Below are 20,251 nucleotides of genomic sequence, written 5' to 3'. Positions count from 1 at the left end.
CACCTTTAATTTGTTTTAGAAGTTTTCTAGTACAATTTTGCCTTTTGATTTACCTGATTCAAGCAACTTATGCGCCTTCTCCAAGTTTGAAGCGTTAATTTTGCCTAGATTTTGGTTGAGGGTACTTCTAATTTTTTGCTGGTCAACTAATTGGGCAACCTGTTGCAACAGATTACCTTGCTTTTCCATATCATCGGTTTCATACATTGAACGAGTGAACATCAACTCCCAATGGATAGAAATAGATTTAGTCTTAAACGGCATAATATCAAATGTTCGTGGATCATCGATCAATCCAAGCTTGCCTTGTGGTGCAATTACAGAAACTATTTGCTTGGTATAGGTGTCTGTATGATTTGTAGAGAATACGTATTTTGGTTTTGCAATGCCTAGTGTCTCGATTTGTGCATTTAAATCTTTGCTATGATCAATGACATGGTCGGCACCCAATGATTTTACCCAAGATTTCGTTTCTTCACGTGAAGCTGTTGCTATAACGGTCAGATTTGTTTTTGCTTTTAGGAGTTGAATAGCGATTGATCCTACACCACCTGCACCACCAATAATTAAAATACTGCCAACTTCTGTTTCTGAAATTTGAAACCGATCAAACAGCATTTCCCATGCCGTTATTGCAGTTAATGGCAATGCTGCTGCTTCTGCATTAGATACTGTAATTGGTTTAAGACTGATAATTCGTTCATCGACTGCTTGAAACTCAGCATTACTACCATCTCGGGTTAAATCGCCAGCATACCAAACAGACTCTCCTACTTTAAACGAGGTAACTTTTGGGCCAACTTCGATAATTTCCCCAACGGCATCCCAACCTAAAATACGATTATTTGCTTCAGACGAATTTTTTCTCACTTTGGTATCAACTGGATTCACAGAGATTGCCTGAACTTTTACCAGTACATCACGCTCCTTAAGTGTAGGCTTCGCTTTTTCAATATCTACCAATGAATTTTTAAAATCATCATGATTATTTATAACATACGATACGGCTTTCATAGATTTGTCCACAACTTTAAAAAAAATAGAGTAAAAATGGAAGCGAAGTGCTCCCATTTTATGTTATTCAATAATTAAAACTCTTGGCTCGTTGGGCGCAAAACAATTTCATTAATATCTACATCCGCAGGCTGTTCAATTGCATAAGCAATTGCTCGAGCGACTGAGTCAGCTGGTATGGCTTTTCTGTAGAAATTAGTAACAAAATCTGAACTTTCTTTATGAGAAGAACCAAATTTTAGTTCTGACTCAACTGCACCAGGCTCAATAGTCGTCGTTCTAATTGTTCCCCCAACCTCATGACGAAGGCCTTCAGAGATGGCTCTTACAGCAAACTTAGTACCGCTATAAACAGTACCTCCTGGACTAAATACTTTTATCCCTGCAACAGATGCGAGATTAATAAAGTGTCCAAAGTTTTGTTTTTGGAAAACAGGTAGGGTAGCTGCTATACCATAAAGAACACCTTTAATATTAATGTCGATCATACGATCCCATTCATCAACTTTTAGCTCACTTAATGGTGCAATAGACATTAATCCAGCATTGTTTACCAATACATCGATTTGACCAAATGCGCTTAATGCCTTTTCAATAAGTGCTTGTACTTCATGTGGTTTGGTTATATCCATACCAATAAATTCAGCTTGACCACCTTCAGCACGAATGTCGTGAACAATAGCCTGTAATTTTTCAGTACGTCTAGCACCAAGTACAACCTTTGCACCTTTTTTAGCAAGTAAGCGAGCAGTAGCCTCACCTAAACCACTACTTGCACCAGTGATAACAATAACTTTATTTTCTATATTATTCATACAAGTAACCTTCAACCTATCTGTCAATCATATTTGATGGATTAAGTATTACAGCCTTGTTAGGTATAATAAATGAATAATATTATCTTTCAGAATTCCTATTTACGGAATAATTACCAGAACACAGGATTGGACATGCAGAACAAATTGGAAATGATGCGTATCTTTTGTGTCGCAGCAGAGTCTCGAAATTTTAAAGAGGCAGCAACTCAGCTGGGTATTTCCCCGCAGCTAGTGACACGGGCAATAAAAGAGCTAGAAGAGCAGCGCGGAGAGATTCTGTTCTACAGGAGTACTCGACAAATTAAAATTACCGCTGATGGTGAGCGTCTGGCAAAGCAAGCACGTTTTGCGGTGGGATCGATCGATGCTTTGTTTGTAAAAGACACCAAGGAGAAACGAGATGAAATGCGTGGGACTGTCCGTCTTACTGTGTCGTCTGTGTTAGGGCGCAAATTGGTAGTACCCGCACTAGCAGAATTTTCCACACGTTATCCAGATATTGTCGTGGATTGTGTGCTAACAGATTCACACTCGGATGTGATCGATGAGCGGATAGATATCGGGATCAGATTTGGATTTTTGCCGGACAATCGATATGTGGCAAGGGAATTGGCTAAAGTGAACTTTTATTCTGTGGGTACGCCAGAGTTAATTGATAAGGTTGGAATGCCTAAAAAAATTATTGATCTTGATAAATACCCTCTAACAGCACTAGTCGATCATAAAACAGGGCGTTACTGGCCATGGACATTCACCGAAAGTCGAAGCTTTACGCCATCAAATCCCCGTTTTATTACAGATGATCTTGAAGCTGAATTTCAAGCTATTCTCGCTGGAGTCGGATTCGGACACATGCCTGGATTTCTAGTTTTGCCGTGGCTTAGGAGTGGTAAGCTCATTCAGATACTTCATGAGGAAACCTCTCCCGTTTGGCGCCTGTATTTATATCGTCCACAGCGGGGCCCGACACCTTTGCGAATCCGAGCATTGTTTGATTACTTAGCGGAAGTGCTGGGCCGTATAGAAACCTGAATCAGATAAGACCATCACGTATCTAGAGTAACTACAATTTTTCCTATTTGCTGATTTGATTCAAGATAGCGCTGAGCGTCATGCATGTCCTCAAAGTTAAAGCAACGGTCGATCACTGGACGAAGATATCCTGCACCTATACTGCTAAGAATAAATCGTCTGGCTTGCTCCCTTAGAACAGGGTCATGCAGAACCTCAAGGAACAAAAAACCTCGCATGGTTAAGCTCTTGCGTAATGCAACTTTAAGCGGAAATGGTGTGATCTCAGGGCTAAGTGCACCATGCATAACCATCGTTCCTCCTACAGACATCGCTTTTGCAATCTGTTCAATATGCGGCCCTCCTACAGCATCGAAGACGACATCAAGATGTTCTCCATCCAAACGTGAAACAAGCGCCTCATACAAATCTGGTTCATCTTCACTGGCTATAACATCTTTAACACCGAGATCTAGTAAACGTTGCTTTTTCTCTATCGTTTGTGTACTTGCAATGACCTTAGCACCCGCTGCTTCAGCTATCTGTATCGCAGCTAATCCTACACTACTTGAAGCTGCTGTGATCAAGATCGTTTTTCCTTTCGAAACTCCACCAGCATGGATTACACCACCCCAAGCCGTCAAATACTGCATCCAGATTGAAGAAGCTTCTTCCCAACTTAAACTATCGGGTTTGTGAACTAAAAAAGTTTCTGGAATCAGAAGCTTGTCCGCATATGTCCCATATTTGGCTAGATTGTCAGTCGGAAGAATCGATACTGCATCTCCTGGAGAAAATTGGCGTACACCTTCACCTATCGCCAGAACTACGCCTGCTCCCTCATATCCCAGACGAGAGGGGAATACTGCCTTTTGAATATAAGTACCACGCCGAAACATCACATCAGCCCGGTTGAGTCCGATCGTTTTCATCTGGATTAGAACTTCTCCTGCGGCTGGTAAAGCAACAGGAAGTGTTTCTAATGTCAGAACATCTGTATCTCCAATAGAATTGAAGCGCCAAGTCTTGGCCTGAAGTGCGTTAAATGACATCAATCACGACCTTAATATTGGCAGAGCGATCTTGAACAGCATCATGAGCCTCAATCGCTTGGTCTAGAGTAAAATGACGAGGATCAACAAGAGGACGCAGTTTACCTTCCTCAACGAGACGAGTAGCGATCTTAAGGACATCACCATGATGAGAACGGCGATTGCCTGTTAACATCGGCAATAGGACGAATACGCCAGACAGTGTGGCACACCGTAGAGATGAACTCGCTAAATTATGATTACCAAATGCAGCACAGCTGGTAATGTGGCCATAGTGAGTTGTCATGGAAAGTGAAGCTTCTAGTACTGGACCACCCACAGTGTCGTAAACAATGTTAAAACCTTGACCCTCAGGGCTTGCAGCAATAATGTCATCGGAAGATGCTGTTGTGTAATCGAGAGGTGTTGCACCGAGTTCTGAAATCAGTGATTGATCAGCTGTACGACCAGTCGCCCAAACATTTGCATCAAGTGCTTTTGCAAGCTGAACCACCATATAACCAACGCCACCAGCACCACCCTGAACCAGTACAGTTTGACCTGGTTGGACCTTCGCATGTTCCACTAAACCTTCCCAAGCGGTGAGGAACGTCAATGGTAGTACTGCTGCCTCGCGCATAGAGATATTCCGTGGCTTTAATGCGATCAGATCAGCATCTACGACAACATATTCTGCTAAAGATCCTTGAAGACCACGAACGCCACCAATCAGACCGTAAACTTCATCCCCTACGTTGAAGTCGGTGACACCTTCACCAACAGCAGTTACACCCCCAGCCATATCTGTTCCCAACACGGCAGGAAGCTCTGGCATAGCATATGGTGCTTCACCAAGACGAATTTTATAATCAATAGGGTTTACACCACTAGCATGAATACGTACCAGAACTTGCCCAGCCTCAGGGTGAGGTATAGGGAGTTCTACACGTTTAAATTCATGATCACCAAAATTTTCTAGGATAAGAGCATTCATCATCTTATTCATAGTTGTTCCTTATTTTTAACTGGGGGATGATGTGCACAGTACCAAAGTTAATTAATCCAATAAATGATATTTATAGGATTTAATAATTCCTAAATAATGAATAATAAATATCATCCGCTCACTAAAAATATTCTAGTACAGTTTGTAAAGGCAGTTTAATCTAAACTGTCGGTAGTATTTTCAAGGCTTGAAACGTTCAAAATATCTACAAAGTGGCTAAAATTTGAAACATAATTCTAAAAGGTCACAGCATTACAAAGAACATGAGACAAAATAAAAAATGGGAGCTAAAAGTCCCATTTTTTTTGTGACTTTGGCATCAACTCTATGATGTTAATTTAAAAAAACTAAAAACAGGGATAGAAAATTTTCGCTAAAGATCTTTTTAATTTTCGATTTATAAAAATTATTGCTTTTTTTATACTATGGGGTACTATAGTATTAATGCTAGCAAATAAGGAGATCTGATGCCTAATCAGGTTGAAGACAAAAAAAAGATTCTTCTACGCGTCAGAAAGATCAAAGGTCAGACGCAAGCGATTGAAAAAGCGTTAGAAGACAATGTGGAATGTGGTGCAATTCTGCAACAAATATGCTCTGTGCGTGGTGCTATTAATGGTTTGATGAATGAGATGTTAGAGGTTCATTTAAAGGACACTTTAGTATCAGGTGAAACCACAGAACAACAACGAAAAGAAGAATTGGCTGAAATCGCCAAGATTCTAAAATCATATTTAAAATAGATCTGTATAAGGAATTATTCCATGAAGTCACGTGCTGCCGTTGCGTTTGGTCCTGGTCAACCTCTTCAAATTGTTGAAGTTGATGTTGCACCACCGAAGAAAGGTGAAGTATTAATCAAGATCTCCCATACCGGTGTGTGTCATACAGATGCATTTACTTTATCTGGCGATGATCCTGAAGGTGTTTTTCCGGCTATTCTCGGGCATGAAGGTGCTGGTGTCGTAGTTGAGGTTGGTGAAGGCGTGACTAGCGTCAAACCAGGTGATCATGTAATTCCACTTTACACCGCTGAATGTGGCGAGTGCGTATTCTGTAAATCTGGAAAATCGAACTTGTGTATTTCCGTTCGCGAAACTCAAGGTAGAGGCGTAATGCCAGATGGTACCACTCGTTTTTCCTACAATGGTCAACCGATTTACCACTATATGGGCTGCTCAACGTTCAGTGAATACACTGTAGTGGCAGAAGTATCATTGGCTAAAATCAATCCTGAAGCCAATCACGAACATGTCTGCTTACTGGGTTGTGGGGTAACAACGGGTATCGGTGCAGTACATAACACGGCTAAAGTACAAGAAGGTGATAGTGTTGCGGTCTTTGGTTTAGGTGGTATTGGTCTGGCAGTCGTACAAGCCGCACGTCAAGCTAAAGCAGGGCGTATTATTGTGGTTGACATGAATCCAGATAAATTTGCGCTGGCAAAAGAGTTTGGTGCAACGGACTTCTTGAACCCTAAAGATTACGATAAACCAATCCAGCAAGTCATTGTCGAAATGACTGGCTGGGGTGTAGATCATTCATTTGAATGTATTGGTAACGTGAATGTGATGCGTGCAGCCCTTGAAAGTGCACACCGTGGCTGGGGACAATCCGTAATTATTGGTGTAGCTGGCGCAGGTCAGGAAATCTCTACCCGTCCATTCCAGCTTGTTACTGGTCGTAAATGGCTAGGTTCTGCCTTTGGTGGCGTAAAAGGTCGTACGCAACTTCCAGGAATGGTTGAAGATGCCATGAAAGGTAAAATTCAATTAGAACCATTTGTGACACATACGATGGGCTTGGATCAGATCAATGAAGCCTTTGATCTAATGCATGAAGGTAAGTCAATTCGTACTGTAATTCATTACGAATAATTCCGTCAGACCTTACAGTTTTCCATGCATGTGCATCATGAATGACATGCATGGAATCCTCTAAAACGGCACATTATCTGTAAAACCGATCTATCTGTGTAGGCATCGTGTATAGGTTCAACAAACCTGCCTACATTTTAAATCTTTATCACTATTCTCTGTGGAGAATATGAGACTCTTTGTTTACTCGATTTCTCATGAAGTCTTGCTCAACATAGGTAATTGATTATGGAAATAATTGAGAAACATGCTTCTTTTGGTGGATCGCAAGAAGTGTATCGCCATCAGTCAACAGCATTAAACTGTTCAATGAAATTCTCAATATATCTGCCACCTCATGACAAAGATGAGCGGTTGCCAGTTTTATATTGGTTATCAGGACTGACTTGCAACGAACAGAACTTTATTACTAAAGCCGGAGCACAAAAGTATGCGGCTGAACATAAAGTCATTGTTGTTGCACCAGATACCAGCCCACGTGGAGAGGATGTACCAGATCATGCAGATTATGATTTAGGCCAAGGTGCAGGATTCTATGTGAATGCAACACAAGCACCCTGGTCGCAGCATTTCAAAATGTATGATTATATTGTGGAAGAGCTCAGAAATCTGATTGACCTAAATTTTCCGACCAATCAAGTCCAAAGTATTATGGGTCATAGCATGGGTGGTCATGGTGCATTAGTAATTGGGTTAAAAAATCCTGAGCTGTATAAAAGTATTTCTGCTTTTGCACCAATTGTTGCACCTAGCCAAGTACCTTGGGGGAAAAAGGCTTTTACACACTATCTAGGTGAAACCGAAACTTTATGGAAAAGCTATGATGCGATTGAATTAATCAAAAACGCTGAAGTTCATTTACCTATTTTAGTCGATCAGGGAACAGCTGATGATTTTCTTGAAGAACAGTTAAGACCTAAGCTTCTTAGTGATATTTGTTTGGAACAAGAATATCCTCTTACACTTAACCTAAGAGAAGGGTATGACCATAGCTATTACTTCATTGCGAGCTTTATAGAGAAACATATAGAGTTTCACAGCAAATTCCTAGCAAAATAACTTTCATAGATATGAGGATATACATGTTGTTCTTGAATGCTTCTTGAGCAATATAATTTCCAGATGAAGAGGTCAGCTTATAAATCTAAGGACGAATCAATTGATCCTTATATAACTAAGATTGAATTTAATCATCTCATATCTTGATTTTTTGATTCAAATGTTAATGGTATTAACTTGAATAAATTCATAGCATTATGCCGAAATAAAAAAATCAGATTTTGGCTCTGCTATGGAAAATTGTTTTTAACCTTTGTACAACAAAACTTTCTGACATGCATACATTAGTAATGTCAGAATGAGTTTGAATTTTAATCAATTGTGGGGTTTTAGTCATGCTTAAAACAGCTTTATATGTCCGTCTTGAAGCTAAACCAGGTAAAGAAGACGAAGTGGAAGCTTTCCTTAAAGGCGGTTTACCAATCGTAATGGAAGAACCTGCGACAGTTGCGTGGTTCGGCCTACGTCTTGGACCTACAACATTTGGTATTTTTGATGCATTTCCTGATGAGGCGGGTCGCCAAGCACATTTATCTGGCAAGGTTGCAGCTGCTTTGATGGCTCAGGCCGATGATCTATTTTCAGAGCCACCGTCTATTGAGAAAGTAGATGTTTTGGCGAGTAAACTACCAGGTTAAACCGACGCTTAAATGTATGAGGGTGCTGCCTGAAATTTTGAATGAAAGGCAGCACTTCAACCCTGTGAGGTTTGTCAGAGGCTTTTATTCAAGTTGTCCTACTTTATTTATTGGTTTAATCCCATCATTTAAATGGGTCAATATCCAAAACAGGGCAGGGTAAATAAACGAATGCAACTATTTACATGCTTTATATTGAACCAATCTATCTAATTTACTGTCGCATTTGTACATCTGCTAAACCGTGCCAAACTGCTTTTAAAATATTCAATCATCGCTATTTTGTATGAGCCATTCACTGTTTTAGCCAATGCGTTCACGACCATGTCAGTAGTCAAGCGTGTTGATACCTTCCATTCAACAATCGCTCGTGAAAATACATCAATAATAAAAGTGGTATAGAACAAGCCTGAATGTGTTTAACCATCACTCAAGTCGGTAAGCTGAAATAATTTTTATAAAAATAGACGACTGGTCTATTTTTATGTATAGTTAGCACATGGTGCAGTCAAAAGCCGCAGTGTTGTCCAATTTTTTAAAGTTTATTTGATGAATAACGGTGGTTTTTCAAATCAATTAGCTGATCATCCTAGGATAAAAATATGCTGAATTTTAACTTTTATAATCCGACCCGCATTATTTTTGGTGGCGATACAATAGCTAAAATCAATGACTATGTGCCTACAGAAGCAAAAGTATTAATGTTGTTTGGTGGTGAAAGTGCACGTAAGAATGGTACTTTAGCTGAAGTGCGTGAAGCATTAGGTGCAAGAGAAATTCATGAATTTGGCGGAATTGAGCCGAATCCGAGTTATGAAACCCTCATGAAAGCTGTAGAGCTGATTCGTGAACAAAAGATTGATTTCTTGATGGCTGTCGGTGGTGGATCGGTAATTGATGGTACTAAATTTATTGCAGCAGCAGTCAATTATACAGGGGATGCATGGGAAATTTTAGAAACCCATGGTACTAAAATTACTCAAGCTTTGCCTTTTGCGAGTGTACTCACCCTTCCGGCAACTGGTTCAGAAATGAATAGCGGTGGGGTAGTCACCAGAAAATCGACCCAAGCCAAATTGTCATTTAGCAGCCCCTATGTTTTTCCGCAATTTTCCGTACTAGATCCGAATAAAACTTTTAGCTTGCCGACGCGCCAATTAGCAAATGGCGTAGTCGATGCATTTGTTCATGTCATGGAACAGTACTTAACTTACCCTGTCAATGCACAAGTACAAGATCGTTTTGCCGAAGGTCTATTGCAAACTCTGATTGAGATTGGACCGAAAATCTTGGACGATTCAGCAGATTATGACACGCGTGCGGATTTGATGTGGGCTGCTAGCATGGCACTGAATGGGCTAATTGGAGCTGGTGTACCACAAGATTGGTCAACCCATTTGATTGGGCATGAGCTCACGGCTTTACATGGTATTGATCATGCTCGTACCTTAGCCATTGTGTTGCCGGCCAATCTACAAGTGCGTCGTCAAGAGAAGCGAGAAAAATTACTACAGTATGCAGCTCGAGTCTGGCAGATTGTCGAAGGTGATGAAGAACAACGTATTGATACTGCTATTGCTCATACTCTAGCCTTCTTTGAGCAACTTGGATTGCCGACCCGTCTTAGCGATTATGGACTGGGGGAGACAGATATTGAGATCATCATTACGCAACTTAAATCACACAATCTTACACAGCTAGGCGAACATAAAAATGTTTCATTAGAGATCAGTCGCCAAATTCTCGAGGCGAGCATCTAAATAAGCGTATCTGTCATGGTCACGATACACGACAAGTGATCATGCAACAATGCTCCTCAATCCTGAAAATTATCGGAGAAATAACATGAAAATTTTAATCGTTTTAACCTCACATGATCAACTTGGCAATACTGGTAAGAAAACAGGTTTTTGGCTAGAAGAACTTGCTGCACCGTATTACACCTTTATTGACTCTGGTGCTGAAGTTACGCTGGCGTCGCCTCAAGGTGGGCAGCCACCATTAGATCCGAAAAGTAATTTGGCCGATGCGCAAACTGAAACCACTCATCGTTTTGAAGCTGATCCAACTGCAATGCAAGCATTGGCACAGACGCATAAACTTAGCGAAATTTCTGTAGCTGATTATGATGCAGTGTTTTATCCAGGCGGGCATGGCCCATTGTGGGATTTAGCAGAAGATCCGATTTCAATTTCTCTGATTGAACAGGCGATTCAGTCTGGCAAACCTGTTGCAGCAGTGTGTCATGCCCCAGGTGTTCTTCGTCATGTGAAAGCAAGTAATGGAGCGCCTTTAGTCAGAGGTAAATTGGTGACTGGTTTTACCAATACTGAGGAGGAGGCTGTAGGTTTGACTAAAATTGTACCATTTTTAGTTGAAGACATGCTTAAAGAAAACGGTGGTCATTATTCTAAAGTAGAAGATTGGCAAGTACATGTTCAAGTAGATGGCTTGCTGGTTACTGGACAAAATCCAGCCTCTTCTGCTGCAACCGCTACAGCATTACTTCAATTGTTGAAATAAAGAGTAGCTAGTGTCTGTTGTGGTGCTTTGCAGTGAATAAAACTTCTGACTTTGAGCAACTGGCGCAACAAGCAAAATAATCGTCACTTAATGGTGAAGGGCCTGAGTGAATAGCTTTCCTTCCTTTATTTTTCTATATACAGGAAGGATGGGTATTTAATTTAGATCAATTAAGTCATGATGACTTGGATACAATGAATTGAATGACAGTAAACTTTTTCAAAACTTAAGCTTAGGCCCTTATGTTTTGCAAAACCGTATTGTATTGCCACCATTAACGCGGTCGCGCAGTACTCAGCCAGGGAATATTCCAAATGAACTGATGGCAACCTATTATCAACAGCGTGCCGGGGCAGGATTTATGGTCACCGAAGGTACGCAAATTGAGCCACGTGGTCAAGGCTATGCTTGGACTCCCGGTATTCACAGCCCTGAACAGATTGCTGGATGGCGTAAAGTGACGGAAGCAGTGCATGCTAAAGGAGGCATTATTTTTGCACAACTTTGGCATGTTGGGCGTGTTTTACATACATCTTTGCAACCCAATCATGCATCACCGGTCGCGCCTTCGGCTATTAAGGCTGATAGTAATGTTAAAGTCTTTATTGAGACCGGGCCCAATGCAGGTGCCTTGGCTGATCCTTCAATGCCACGTGCTTTAAGCAATGCAGAAGTTAAAAAATTAGTGCAACTCTATGCTCAAGCTGCACGCAATGCCTTGGCTGCTGGTTTTGATGGAGTTGAAATTCATTGTGCAAATGGTTATTTGGTAAATCAATTTATCTCTGCACATAGTAACCACCGTGAAGATGAATATGGTGGATCACTAAACAATCGTTTGCGTTTTTTACGTGAAGTAGTAGAGGCCGTTGCTGAGGTGGTTGGTGCAGATCGTTTAGGAGTGCGTTTTGCCCCGCTATTTGAAAGTACAGAGGAAGATCGTGTTTACATGGGGTTGGTTGAAGATGATCCACATGTAACTTATATTGAAGCCATAAAAATACTTGAAGAAGTTGGGATTGCCTACTTATCTATTGCAGAAGCTGATTGAGATAATGCACCAGAACTTCCTCATGATTTTCGTAAAGATGTCAGAGACACTTTCAGTGGTCAGATTATTTATGCAGGTCGATATACGGCAGAAAGAGGGACTCGAATTTTAGAGGCAGGGGTGGCCGATTTAATTGCATTTGGACGCCCATTTATTGCGAATCCGGATTTACCCGATCGCATCGCGAATGACTGGCCATTGAATACAGTAGATGCAAGCACTATGTATGGTGGGACGGAAAAAGGCTATATTGATTATCCAGCTTACGCAGATTAATATTGACTTAATGAGTTATTTTGCCAACCTTTGTGGTTGGCAAAATAAGGACTTAGGATTGCTGTTGCCAGCACAATTTCTTCTTAAAACAAGTTCTTAAAATTTCTTAGCTGTGTAATGAGCCAACCTGCCAGTGGGAAAGAAATCAGTTGCGTTACTGGCACTAATACTATGACTTCAATCAACACCATCATCGGGAAACTTTGATGCTCAGTAATTGGCTTTAATAAAGTGAGTACCAGTAATAGTGTGGGATATAAGCCTAAATATCCGACTAAAATACGAGTCATGAGGGCTTTAGAAGAAGAATTCATTGTGCGCTATACTCATTCATGGATTGTAAATTGATCTAATAGCAATACAATAATATGTAATCATTGGACTGCTATTATGAATTATGTGGTTGATATTTAATTAATTTTTATGAATCTTTACTTTTTAATAGAAATTTAGTTGCTCTCAGCGCTTGATGTAATGGTGTTTTATCTTTTTGCAACTTACTCAGTAATGCTGCACCTAACCACATTTGGTAAAGTACTTGTGCCAACGTCGAGGCCTCGGTATCTGCTTGGATAGACTGATCCTGTTTTCCCAAATCAATTAAACCAGCAATCCGTTGGATTACATCATCGACGCCAGCGGACATAATGGAGCGCATATCTTCAGATAGATCGGCAACTTCTGCGGCAAGTTTCACAATTAAACAGCTATCCGCCCAACCACACTGTGTTTCAGGATCTTCTATCCATAAATTAAAATACTCAATCAGCTTTTGATAAGGGGATTTATCACTACGCCATACATCATTTAAACGGACTTGGTAATTATCTACATAATGCTGTACCAATTCACATCCGAAAGCTTCCTTGGATTGGAAATAATGATAAAACGAGCCTTTAGGGATTTCACAGCTCTGTAAAATTTCCTGTAATCCTACGCCAGTAAAACCTTTATGCAAAATCAGGTCTGAACTGGTGTTAAGAATGTGTAAGCGCTTCGCTTCAGACTTTTTAATAGGATTAGGCTTCATATTAATTGTTTACTCTATTGTAAAAATAGACCAGTCGTATTGTTTTTTATTATAACTCATCTACAATGGGTGTAAAGAAATTTTAATCATAATTTTTGATTGTGAAGCGAAATACTTCTAAATAAAACATGGAGTTATATGTTTGAAAACAGTTATTAATCAACGCATCGTTTTAGCTAAACGGCCAGTGGGTGAGCCAAAACACAGCGATTTTCGTATTGAACAAGTTGAACTCAATGAACTTAAACAAGGCGAGATATTGTTAAAAACCATTTACTTGTCACTCGATCCTTATATGCGTGGTCGCATGAGTGATGCTCCTTCATATGCAGCACCGGTTGAAATTGGCGAAGTGATGGTCGGTGGAACAGTCAGTCAAGTGATGGCCTCTAAAAACCCAAAATTCAAAGAAGGCGAGTGGGTTCTTTCAGGAAATGGCTGGCAGAGCTACGCAATTTCTAATGGGACAGCATGTCAAAGCTTAGGTATGCAACCTGAACATCCATCTTGGGCATTGGGTATTTTGGGAATGCCAGGATTTACTGCTTATATGGGGTTGTTGGACATTGGTCAGCCTAAAGCCGGTGAAACTTTAGTCGTTGCAGCTGCAACGGGACCTGTTGGTGCTACGGTTGGACAGATTGGCAAACTTAAAGGTTGTCGCGTGGTTGGCGTCGCAGGTGGGGCTGAAAAATGCCGTTATGCAGTAGAAGAACTCGGCTTCGATGCTTGTATCAATCATCATGATGAAAATTTTGCAGAACAATTACAACAAGCAGCTCCCAACGGTATTGATATTTATTATGAGAATGTGGGGGGTAAAGTGTTTGATGCGGTATGGCCATTGCTTAACTCTGCGGCACGTGTACCGGTGTGTGGTGTGGTTTCCCAGTATAACACTACCGAGCAAGCACAAAGGCCAGACCGTTTACCGGGCTTTATTTCCACCCTTTTAAAAAAGCGTATTCGCATGCAAGGCTTTATTATTTTTGATGATTATGGCAGTCAGTATCCGGAATTCTATCAGCAAATGTCTGAATGGTTGAAAGACGGAAAAATCAAATATAAAGAGCATATGGTGCAAGGTTTAGATAACACAATCAATGCTTTCAATGGTATGTTGAAAGGCGAAAACTTTGGCAAAGTCGTTGTAAAGATTTAAAAAATAGGAATTATCATGATTACACTACATCATTTAGATCAATCACGTTCTTTTCGCATTTTGTGGTTGCTTGAAGAAATCAAGCAGCCCTATGAGCTGAAACGCTATTATCGTGACTTAAACACGCATTTGGCCCCTGAATCTTTAAAAACCATTCATCCTTTAGGGAAATCTCCAGTATTGGAATGGGATGGCAAAGTTATTGCAGAGTCAGGCGCAATCGTTGAGTTATTAATTCAGCAACTTGCGCCGCATTTAGCACCAGATATGGATGAACCTACCTATGTCGATTATCTACAGTGGATTCATTTCTCAGAAAGCTCTGCCATGCTGCCATTTTTGTTAAAAACGTTTAATGCGATAGAAACCAAGCAGGGTACGAAGTTGGTATTTCTAGAAAATTATACTCAAGTTGAGTTCGATAAAGTATTTGGCCATTTAAATGAATATTTAAAAGATAAAGAATTTCTAGTGGCAGACCGTTTAACCGGTGCTGACTTTATGATGGGCTTTGGACTACATGCTTTAGTTTATCATATGGGACAAGGTGAAAATTATCCCCATATCCAACGTTACGTAGCAGTTTTAAGCCAACTACCTAGCTGGCAAGCCGCAGTACAAATTGAACAAAATGGTGTGAAAAGTCAAAAATAGCAAGATTGTTTTTTTAAGGCAATTGAGAAAAAGAATCATGATTGACAAGTACATCTAGTTATAAAATAAGCTGACACTTATTTAAATTAAACGCCTAATGAATTTCATCGGGCGTTCTCTATTTTAAAGATAAGGAATTACCATTATTTAAGGCAAGTTTTGCCTATTCTTCCCCTGCAAATTCCTATCAAAAGAGTTTGAATATCACGACGGTTACGTTGAAAGATATAATCAACTTTTGAAAGAAAGAAACGTGACTAAGGCTCAGCAAGATTAAATTATTCCTCGGGGTATTAAACAAGTAAACTACATCATTTTACTAACTTAAACACATATACGTAAAAATCACGCCCCGTTTAACTGGCAATAGTTTTTGAACCCTTTTATAAAAGTTTAAACGAATCTAGCAAGTCTTTATTTAATGTTAATACTCATCCAATATTGAGGTTTTTTATCTTTTCTTGCCTGTGATCTAGGTTGTAATACTCTAATTTCATACTCACCTGAAGCAGGTAAAATATAAATACCATTATCATCAAGCTCTGGAGAATATTCTCCAAGATTGATGGAGTCTTTTAATTGATTACCCCATAAGTAAGTTTCAACATTTCCTCCAGTCAACCTCACTTTTAACTTTTGCCCTTTTTTAGCATAAAATTTGTAGGAATCATACTTGTATCCATCTATCCTTCCGTAATAATTTGCAGAGTAAGCTTTTTTTGCAAACTTAACTACAACAGTCTTTCGTATATCATTGTTATCATTTGCAAGTACGGCAGGGCTAAGCATAGTTAAAGTTAGGGCCATAAAAGCTCCAGCTAGTAATTTTGTATTTACTATTTCCATAACGTTATCTTAATAATTGTATACCTCACTACATAATAACATATGAACCGTTGATCCTAGACAGTATCGTGGACAACTGATACCTCTAAATTTTTGAAATATTTCTATTCAAAGGCTTCGCTTCTGGGCTTAACCAGCCGTTTGCAGAATGTCTTCTGACCCGATTATAATAAATCGAAATATAGTCAAACAGACAGCATTCACTTCTTTTCGAGTCGAAAAAACGCTCCCATGTACCACGTGACCTTTTAACGTATGAAAGAAGCTTTCAGTCACTGCATTATACCAAAAATTGGGTTATAACTAGTTGAAAGTAATTACTATATTTTAAACGGCTTATTAGTTTATCTAGCAGATATTAATTTTACTTCTGAAGCTAAAACGGTTGATGGTAAACGTTTCCGTAAAGATGGCCGTACACGTACTATCTTTGAAAATTGTACTGAATCAACCATGCTGTACCGTTCATTAGCTAAAGCATTTTATAAAGATGTACCCATTGTTTCAGAAACAGCAAGACTACTTGGAATTTCATCTAGACTCTTTCCAATTGACACAAGAAATCCAAAGCAGGGACATTAGCGGGTACACAACAATATTTACCCTATCTCGTTGCGCTGCTTGAAGAGAATAAAAAGCTAAAACAACAACTCAAAACTGCTGAAATGGAAAGAGAATCCCTAAAAAAAGCAGTAGCGTACTTTGCCAAGGAAAATTAGTGAGGTAAGCTTATATGAAAGAGCATAAAAAAATAGATATCCAACGACGATGATGGCTAGACTACTAAAATTTTCAATATCAAGGTTTTATGATTGGCTTAAACAAGGTTTAAGCCAACGAAAGATTCAAACATATCAGCAGACTATCTTGGTCAAAATCGCCCATCAAGAAACTAAAGAAAGTTATGGCCATATTCGCTTAACGAGATACTTACAATCACAAGGCATTCAAATTAGCGCGTATGCAGTCCGTTGTATCAAAAGGTTAAATCAATTGTATTGTAAGTGCCATAAGCGTTTTAAATGAACTAGGAATAGTGACCACAAGCGTTCTGTCTACGATAATTTGCTAGATCAACAATTTTCAATGAAAACCCCGAATCAAGCATAGGTCAGTGACATAACGTACATTTGGACAGCCGAAGGACAGTTATATCGAGCAGCTTTAAAAGACCTTTGTACTAAACAGGTAGTTGCTTATAACTTAAGTGAACGGATGACAGCCCAACTTATTTGCAATGCTCTCAGCATGGCTGTTGGCAATCATAAACCATCTCGAAAATTAATCGTTCACTCGGACAGAGGAAGCCAATATTGTAGCCATGAATATCGCAATATGATTGAAAAATATGGATTTCAGGCTTCGATGAGTATAAAAGGCGATTGCTACAATAATGCACCAAATCAAATGGCAGAGGACTTTTACAAGTTGCCTGCCTAGAATCTCCTAAGTAAGAGTGTCCTGTTAATCCAGCAAACATCAATTCCCGATAAGCCGAAAAGTCCGAAGCAAAGAGATAAATTGAGTTTATAAAACTAGGTGTTTTCTCCCCCCAAAAAAAAGCCACTGGATTTCCACCTATGCCTATACAACTCTAAATCTGCTACAATTATGCCAATTTTGAATTCCCACTTTTTCAGTTTTAGTACATATTTAGAAATGTGTACATAACTGTGTACATATTGTAGATTTTTCTTATGTTTAAAGATGAATTAGCTAGAGAAGTAAAGGCTCGTAGGACTTTTGCTATTATTTCCCACCCCGATGCCGGTAAAACCACCATGACAGAAAAACTGTTGTTATGGGGTAAAGCGATTCAGGTTGCAGGGATGGTAAAAAGCCGTAAATCTGACCGTGCAGCTACATCTGACTGGATGGAAATGGAAAAAGAACGTGGTATCTCGATCACCACGTCTGTTATGCAGTTCCCATATAAAGGTCACACCATTAACTTACTCGATACACCGGGGCACGAAGACTTCTCGGAAGATACTTATCGTACGCTTACCGCGGTTGACTCTGCACTGATGGTGATTGACGGTGCAAAAGGTGTCGAAGAACGTACCATCAAATTGATGGAAGTGTGTCGTATGCGTGACACACCAATTATTTCTTTCGTCAACAAAATGGACCGTGAAATTCGTGAACCACTTGAGTTGTTAGACGAAATCGAAAACGTTTTAAATATTCGCTGTGTACCCATTACATGGCCACTTGGTATGGGTCGTGACTTTGCTGGTGTATACAATATTCTTGAAGATAAATTGTATGTTTACAAAGCAGGTTTTGGTTCAACCATTACCGATATTGAAGTACGCGATGGCTATGATCACGCCGATATTCGTGACAAAGTAGGTGAGTTGGCTTGGGCTTCTTTTGAAGAGTCGCTTGAGTTGGTACAAATGGCAAATGAACCATTAGACCGTGAACTTTTCTTACAAGGTAAACAAACACCTGTTCTATTTGGTACAGCATTAGGTAACTTTGGTGTTGACCATGTTCTCGATGCATTTATGAACTGGGCGCCTGAACCTAAAGCACATCCAGCGCAAGAGCGTATGGTTGAAGCGAAAGAAGAAGGTTTCTCTGGCTTTGTATTTAAAATTCAAGCCAACATGGACCCTAAACACCGTGACCGTATTGCCTTTATGCGTATTTGTTCAGGTAAGTACGAAAAAGGCCTGAAAATGAACCACGTGCGTATTGGTAAAGAAGTCCGCATTAGTGATGCCTTAACTTTCTTGGCTGGTGAACGTGAACACTTAGAAGAAGCATGGCCGGGCGATATTATTGGTTTACACAACCACGGTACCATCCAGATTGGTGATACTTTCACTAGCGGTGAAAACTTACACTTCACTGGTATTCCACACTTTGCGCCAGAAATGTTCCGTCGTGTACGTTTGAAAGATCCATTAAAGTCAAAACAATTGCAAAAAGGCTTGAAAGAGTTGTCTGAAGAAGGGGCAACTCAGGTGTTTATGCCACAAATTAGCAATGATTTGATTGTGGGTGCGGTTGGTGTGCTTCAGTTTGACGTTGTTGCTTACCGCTTGAAAGAAGAATATAAAGTTGACTGTGTTTACGAGCCAGTAAGCGTAAATACTGTGCGTTGGATTCATTGTGATGATGACAAGATTCTTAATGAGTTCAAGAAAAAAGCACATGACCAACTTTCAATTGATGGTGGCGGTCACTTAACGTATCTTGCTCCTAGCCGAGTAAACTTGCAGATTATGCAAGAGCGTTGGCCTGATATTGAGTTCCGTAGTACACGTGAACACTAAGCATATAAATGTGACAAACAGCTTCGAACAGAAGCTGTTTTGTTTTGAAAAATAAGAAAGGATGATGAAATGAATTTGAGTAAGAAGGCAATTATTGCGCTTGTAGTTGCAGCTGTAACACTAATCTCTGCTATTTCTGCATTTGTCTGGAAAAGCACTCAGTCCTCATCATCTTCTGAAAAAAATATAGCTTCTGCTCAAAAGAATACTACTGAAAAGGCAGAGGTTTTACCTTACTTAAACTTGACTGAAACCAAGGCAAATTATGCAGTGCCTTTTTGTGAAAAGAAAAACTGTATTGATGTCGACATTCAAACTATAAAAACCCAAGATGCATGGTTAAATAGCTGGATCGAAAAAAATCAGGCGAAAGTCATTCAGACTCAAATTAATTTGAAAAAAGATTTGAACCTGCAACAAGCAGTTGATGCTTACATTAAAAAGTCAGACGAATGGCAAGATAAATATTCTAAAAACCGTGCCTATGAATTACACATTCATACACGCATTGCTTCGCAGCGTAATCAATATGTATTACTACAACTGGCTTTGGACAGTAAACAAGAAGAGATCACTATAAAAGATCGTTATTATTTTTTCGTGGCTGATCGTAAATTGCATAAAAGCTTAACTTTGCTTGATGTACTTCAAAAAGATCAGCAAACCACTGTGCATCAAATCGTGCAAACTGCGTATCAGGATTGGCTGAAAAAACAAAATGCTGACGTTAAAAAAGACGCACCAAAAACTTTGTATTGGGGACAGGCCGACTGGTTCTTTGATGGTGAGGGTGTAGGTCTGCATTATCAGGCAAATCAGATTACCAAAGATGCGCCTCAGCTCGATATTTATTTAACGACAGAACAAACCAAAAAAATATTACAACCTGAGGTTTATGAACAAATGTTTTAAGTTGGTAGCAGAATTTGCAACTTACTTATAGATGCGCTAACTTCATATGAGTTATG

At 39.7% G+C, this 20,251-nt stretch carries 18 protein-coding genes and 5 pseudogenes; 14 read left to right on the top strand and 9 right to left on the bottom strand.

Going from position 1 to position 20,251, the window contains the following annotated elements; translation table 11 throughout:
• Positions 1–15 precede the first annotated feature (15 nt).
• Both J576_RS03135 and J576_RS03130 read right to left on the bottom strand, forming a co-directional pair.
• On the bottom strand, positions 16–1,014 hold the full coding sequence (locus J576_RS03135) for a zinc-binding alcohol dehydrogenase family protein (protein ID WP_002050922.1): 999 nt from the start codon (positions 1,012–1,014) through the stop codon (positions 16–18).
• A gap of 74 nt (positions 1,015–1,088) precedes the next feature.
• Positions 1,089–1,829, bottom strand: a complete 741-nt coding sequence (locus tag J576_RS03130) for an SDR family oxidoreductase (protein WP_033855500.1) — start codon at positions 1,827–1,829, stop codon at positions 1,089–1,091.
• A 135-nt stretch (positions 1,830–1,964) separates the two neighbouring features.
• On the opposite strand from J576_RS03130, the gene J576_RS03125 reads away from it, so the two are divergent.
• A complete protein-coding gene (locus tag J576_RS03125; protein WP_033855513.1) occupies positions 1,965–2,864 on the top strand; it encodes a LysR family transcriptional regulator in 900 nt (299 codons plus the stop codon).
• Positions 2,865–2,878: 14 nt separating this feature from the next.
• Here J576_RS03125 and J576_RS03120 read toward each other — a convergent pair whose 3' ends face one another.
• Together J576_RS03120 and J576_RS03115 are read right to left on the bottom strand one after the other, a co-directional pair.
• Positions 2,879–3,895: a zinc-dependent alcohol dehydrogenase family protein gene (locus J576_RS03120; RefSeq protein WP_002050956.1), complete on the bottom strand. Its 1,017-nt coding sequence runs from the start codon at positions 3,893–3,895 to the stop codon at positions 2,879–2,881.
• Complete coding sequence (locus J576_RS03115; protein WP_033855499.1) at positions 3,885–4,880, bottom strand: zinc-dependent alcohol dehydrogenase family protein; 996 nt, start codon at positions 4,878–4,880, stop codon at positions 3,885–3,887. The genes J576_RS03120 and J576_RS03115 overlap by 11 nt, the downstream gene beginning before the upstream one ends.
• Positions 4,881–5,347: 467 nt before the next feature.
• On the opposite strand from J576_RS03115, the gene J576_RS03110 reads away from it, so the two are divergent.
• From J576_RS03110 to J576_RS03095, 4 genes are all read left to right on the top strand, one after another.
• Positions 5,348–5,623 carry a metal/formaldehyde-sensitive transcriptional repressor gene (locus J576_RS03110; protein WP_001133624.1) on the top strand — a complete coding sequence of 92 codons (276 nt, stop codon included), beginning with the start codon at positions 5,348–5,350 and terminating at the stop codon, positions 5,621–5,623.
• Between the two features lie 21 nt (positions 5,624–5,644).
• Entirely contained in the window at positions 5,645–6,757 is a 1,113-nt protein-coding gene (locus tag J576_RS03105; RefSeq protein WP_000842149.1) for an S-(hydroxymethyl)glutathione dehydrogenase/class III alcohol dehydrogenase, read from the top strand.
• 228 nt (positions 6,758–6,985) lie between these two features.
• The gene (gene fghA / locus J576_RS03100; RefSeq protein WP_002050963.1) at positions 6,986–7,816 is read left to right on the top strand and encodes an S-formylglutathione hydrolase; all 831 of its coding nucleotides are present in this window, start codon (positions 6,986–6,988) and stop codon (positions 7,814–7,816) included.
• Between the two features lie 335 nt (positions 7,817–8,151).
• Complete coding sequence (locus J576_RS03095) at positions 8,152–8,454, top strand: putative quinol monooxygenase (RefSeq protein WP_002050969.1); 303 nt, start codon at positions 8,152–8,154, stop codon at positions 8,452–8,454.
• Between the two features lie 84 nt (positions 8,455–8,538).
• Here J576_RS03095 and J576_RS20620 read toward each other — a convergent pair.
• Positions 8,539–8,873, bottom strand: a pseudogene (locus J576_RS20620) (IS3 family transposase); the annotation flags it as partial.
• 183 nt (positions 8,874–9,056) lie between these two features.
• Between J576_RS20620 and J576_RS03090 the strand changes: the two are divergent.
• From J576_RS03090 to J576_RS03080, 3 genes and pseudogenes are all read left to right on the top strand, one after another.
• Positions 9,057–10,214 carry an iron-containing alcohol dehydrogenase gene (locus J576_RS03090; protein ID WP_002050973.1) on the top strand — a complete coding sequence of 386 codons (1,158 nt, stop codon included), beginning with the start codon at positions 9,057–9,059 and terminating at the stop codon, positions 10,212–10,214.
• 85 nt (positions 10,215–10,299) lie between these two features.
• On the top strand, positions 10,300–10,977 hold the full coding sequence (locus tag J576_RS03085) for a type 1 glutamine amidotransferase domain-containing protein (protein WP_002050954.1): 678 nt from the start codon (positions 10,300–10,302) through the stop codon (positions 10,975–10,977).
• 199 nt (positions 10,978–11,176) lie between these two features.
• A pseudogene (locus J576_RS03080) lies at positions 11,177–12,304 on the top strand (alkene reductase).
• 83 nt (positions 12,305–12,387) lie between these two features.
• On the opposite strand, the gene J576_RS03075 reads toward J576_RS03080, so the two are convergent.
• Positions 12,388–12,618 (bottom strand): hypothetical protein, encoded by a 231-nt coding sequence (locus J576_RS03075; protein WP_002050964.1) that lies wholly within the window; start codon positions 12,616–12,618, stop codon positions 12,388–12,390.
• 107 nt (positions 12,619–12,725) lie between these two features.
• The gene (locus J576_RS03070; RefSeq protein WP_002050928.1) at positions 12,726–13,334 is read right to left on the bottom strand and encodes a TetR/AcrR family transcriptional regulator; all 609 of its coding nucleotides are present in this window, start codon (positions 13,332–13,334) and stop codon (positions 12,726–12,728) included.
• A gap of 142 nt (positions 13,335–13,476) precedes the next feature.
• Here J576_RS03070 and curA point away from each other — a divergent pair, with 142 nt between their 5' ends.
• Both curA and J576_RS03060 read left to right on the top strand, forming a co-directional pair.
• Positions 13,477–14,496 (top strand): NADPH-dependent curcumin/dihydrocurcumin reductase, encoded by a 1,020-nt coding sequence (curA, locus tag J576_RS03065; RefSeq protein WP_002050967.1) that lies wholly within the window; start codon positions 13,477–13,479, stop codon positions 14,494–14,496.
• 15 nt (positions 14,497–14,511) lie between these two features.
• A complete protein-coding gene (locus J576_RS03060; protein ID WP_002050959.1) occupies positions 14,512–15,150 on the top strand; it encodes a glutathione S-transferase family protein in 639 nt (212 codons plus the stop codon).
• Positions 15,151–15,564: 414 nt separating this feature from the next.
• Here J576_RS03060 and J576_RS03055 read toward each other — a convergent pair whose 3' ends face one another.
• Together J576_RS03055 and J576_RS19485 are read right to left on the bottom strand one after the other, a co-directional pair.
• The gene (locus J576_RS03055) at positions 15,565–15,996 is read right to left on the bottom strand and encodes a PPC domain-containing protein (RefSeq protein ID WP_000407076.1); all 432 of its coding nucleotides are present in this window, start codon (positions 15,994–15,996) and stop codon (positions 15,565–15,567) included.
• A 56-nt stretch (positions 15,997–16,052) separates the two neighbouring features.
• Positions 16,053–16,290 (bottom strand): annotated as a pseudogene (locus J576_RS19485) (IS3 family transposase); the annotation flags it as partial.
• A gap of 9 nt (positions 16,291–16,299) precedes the next feature.
• Between J576_RS19485 and J576_RS20615 the strand changes: the two are divergent.
• From J576_RS20615 to J576_RS03040, 4 genes and pseudogenes are all read left to right on the top strand, one after another.
• A pseudogene (locus J576_RS20615) lies at positions 16,300–16,509 on the top strand (GIY-YIG nuclease family protein); the annotation flags it as partial.
• Positions 16,498–17,397: pseudogene (locus J576_RS19480) on the top strand (IS3 family transposase); the annotation flags it as partial. The pseudogenes J576_RS20615 and J576_RS19480, both read left to right, overlap by 12 nt.
• A 296-nt stretch (positions 17,398–17,693) precedes the next feature.
• Positions 17,694–19,283, top strand: coding sequence for a peptide chain release factor 3 (locus J576_RS03045; RefSeq protein WP_002050972.1), 1,590 nt, complete (start codon positions 17,694–17,696; stop codon positions 19,281–19,283).
• A gap of 69 nt (positions 19,284–19,352) precedes the next feature.
• Positions 19,353–20,195 (top strand): hypothetical protein, encoded by an 843-nt coding sequence (locus J576_RS03040; RefSeq protein WP_002050934.1) that lies wholly within the window; start codon positions 19,353–19,355, stop codon positions 20,193–20,195.
• Positions 20,196–20,251 lie beyond the last annotated feature (56 nt).

The organism is Acinetobacter sp. 766875 (assembly GCF_000582055.1).
In the GTDB taxonomy this organism is placed as follows: Bacteria; Pseudomonadota; Gammaproteobacteria; order Pseudomonadales; family Moraxellaceae; genus Acinetobacter; species Acinetobacter nosocomialis.
This window is presented reverse-complemented; position numbering and strand designations above follow the sequence as displayed.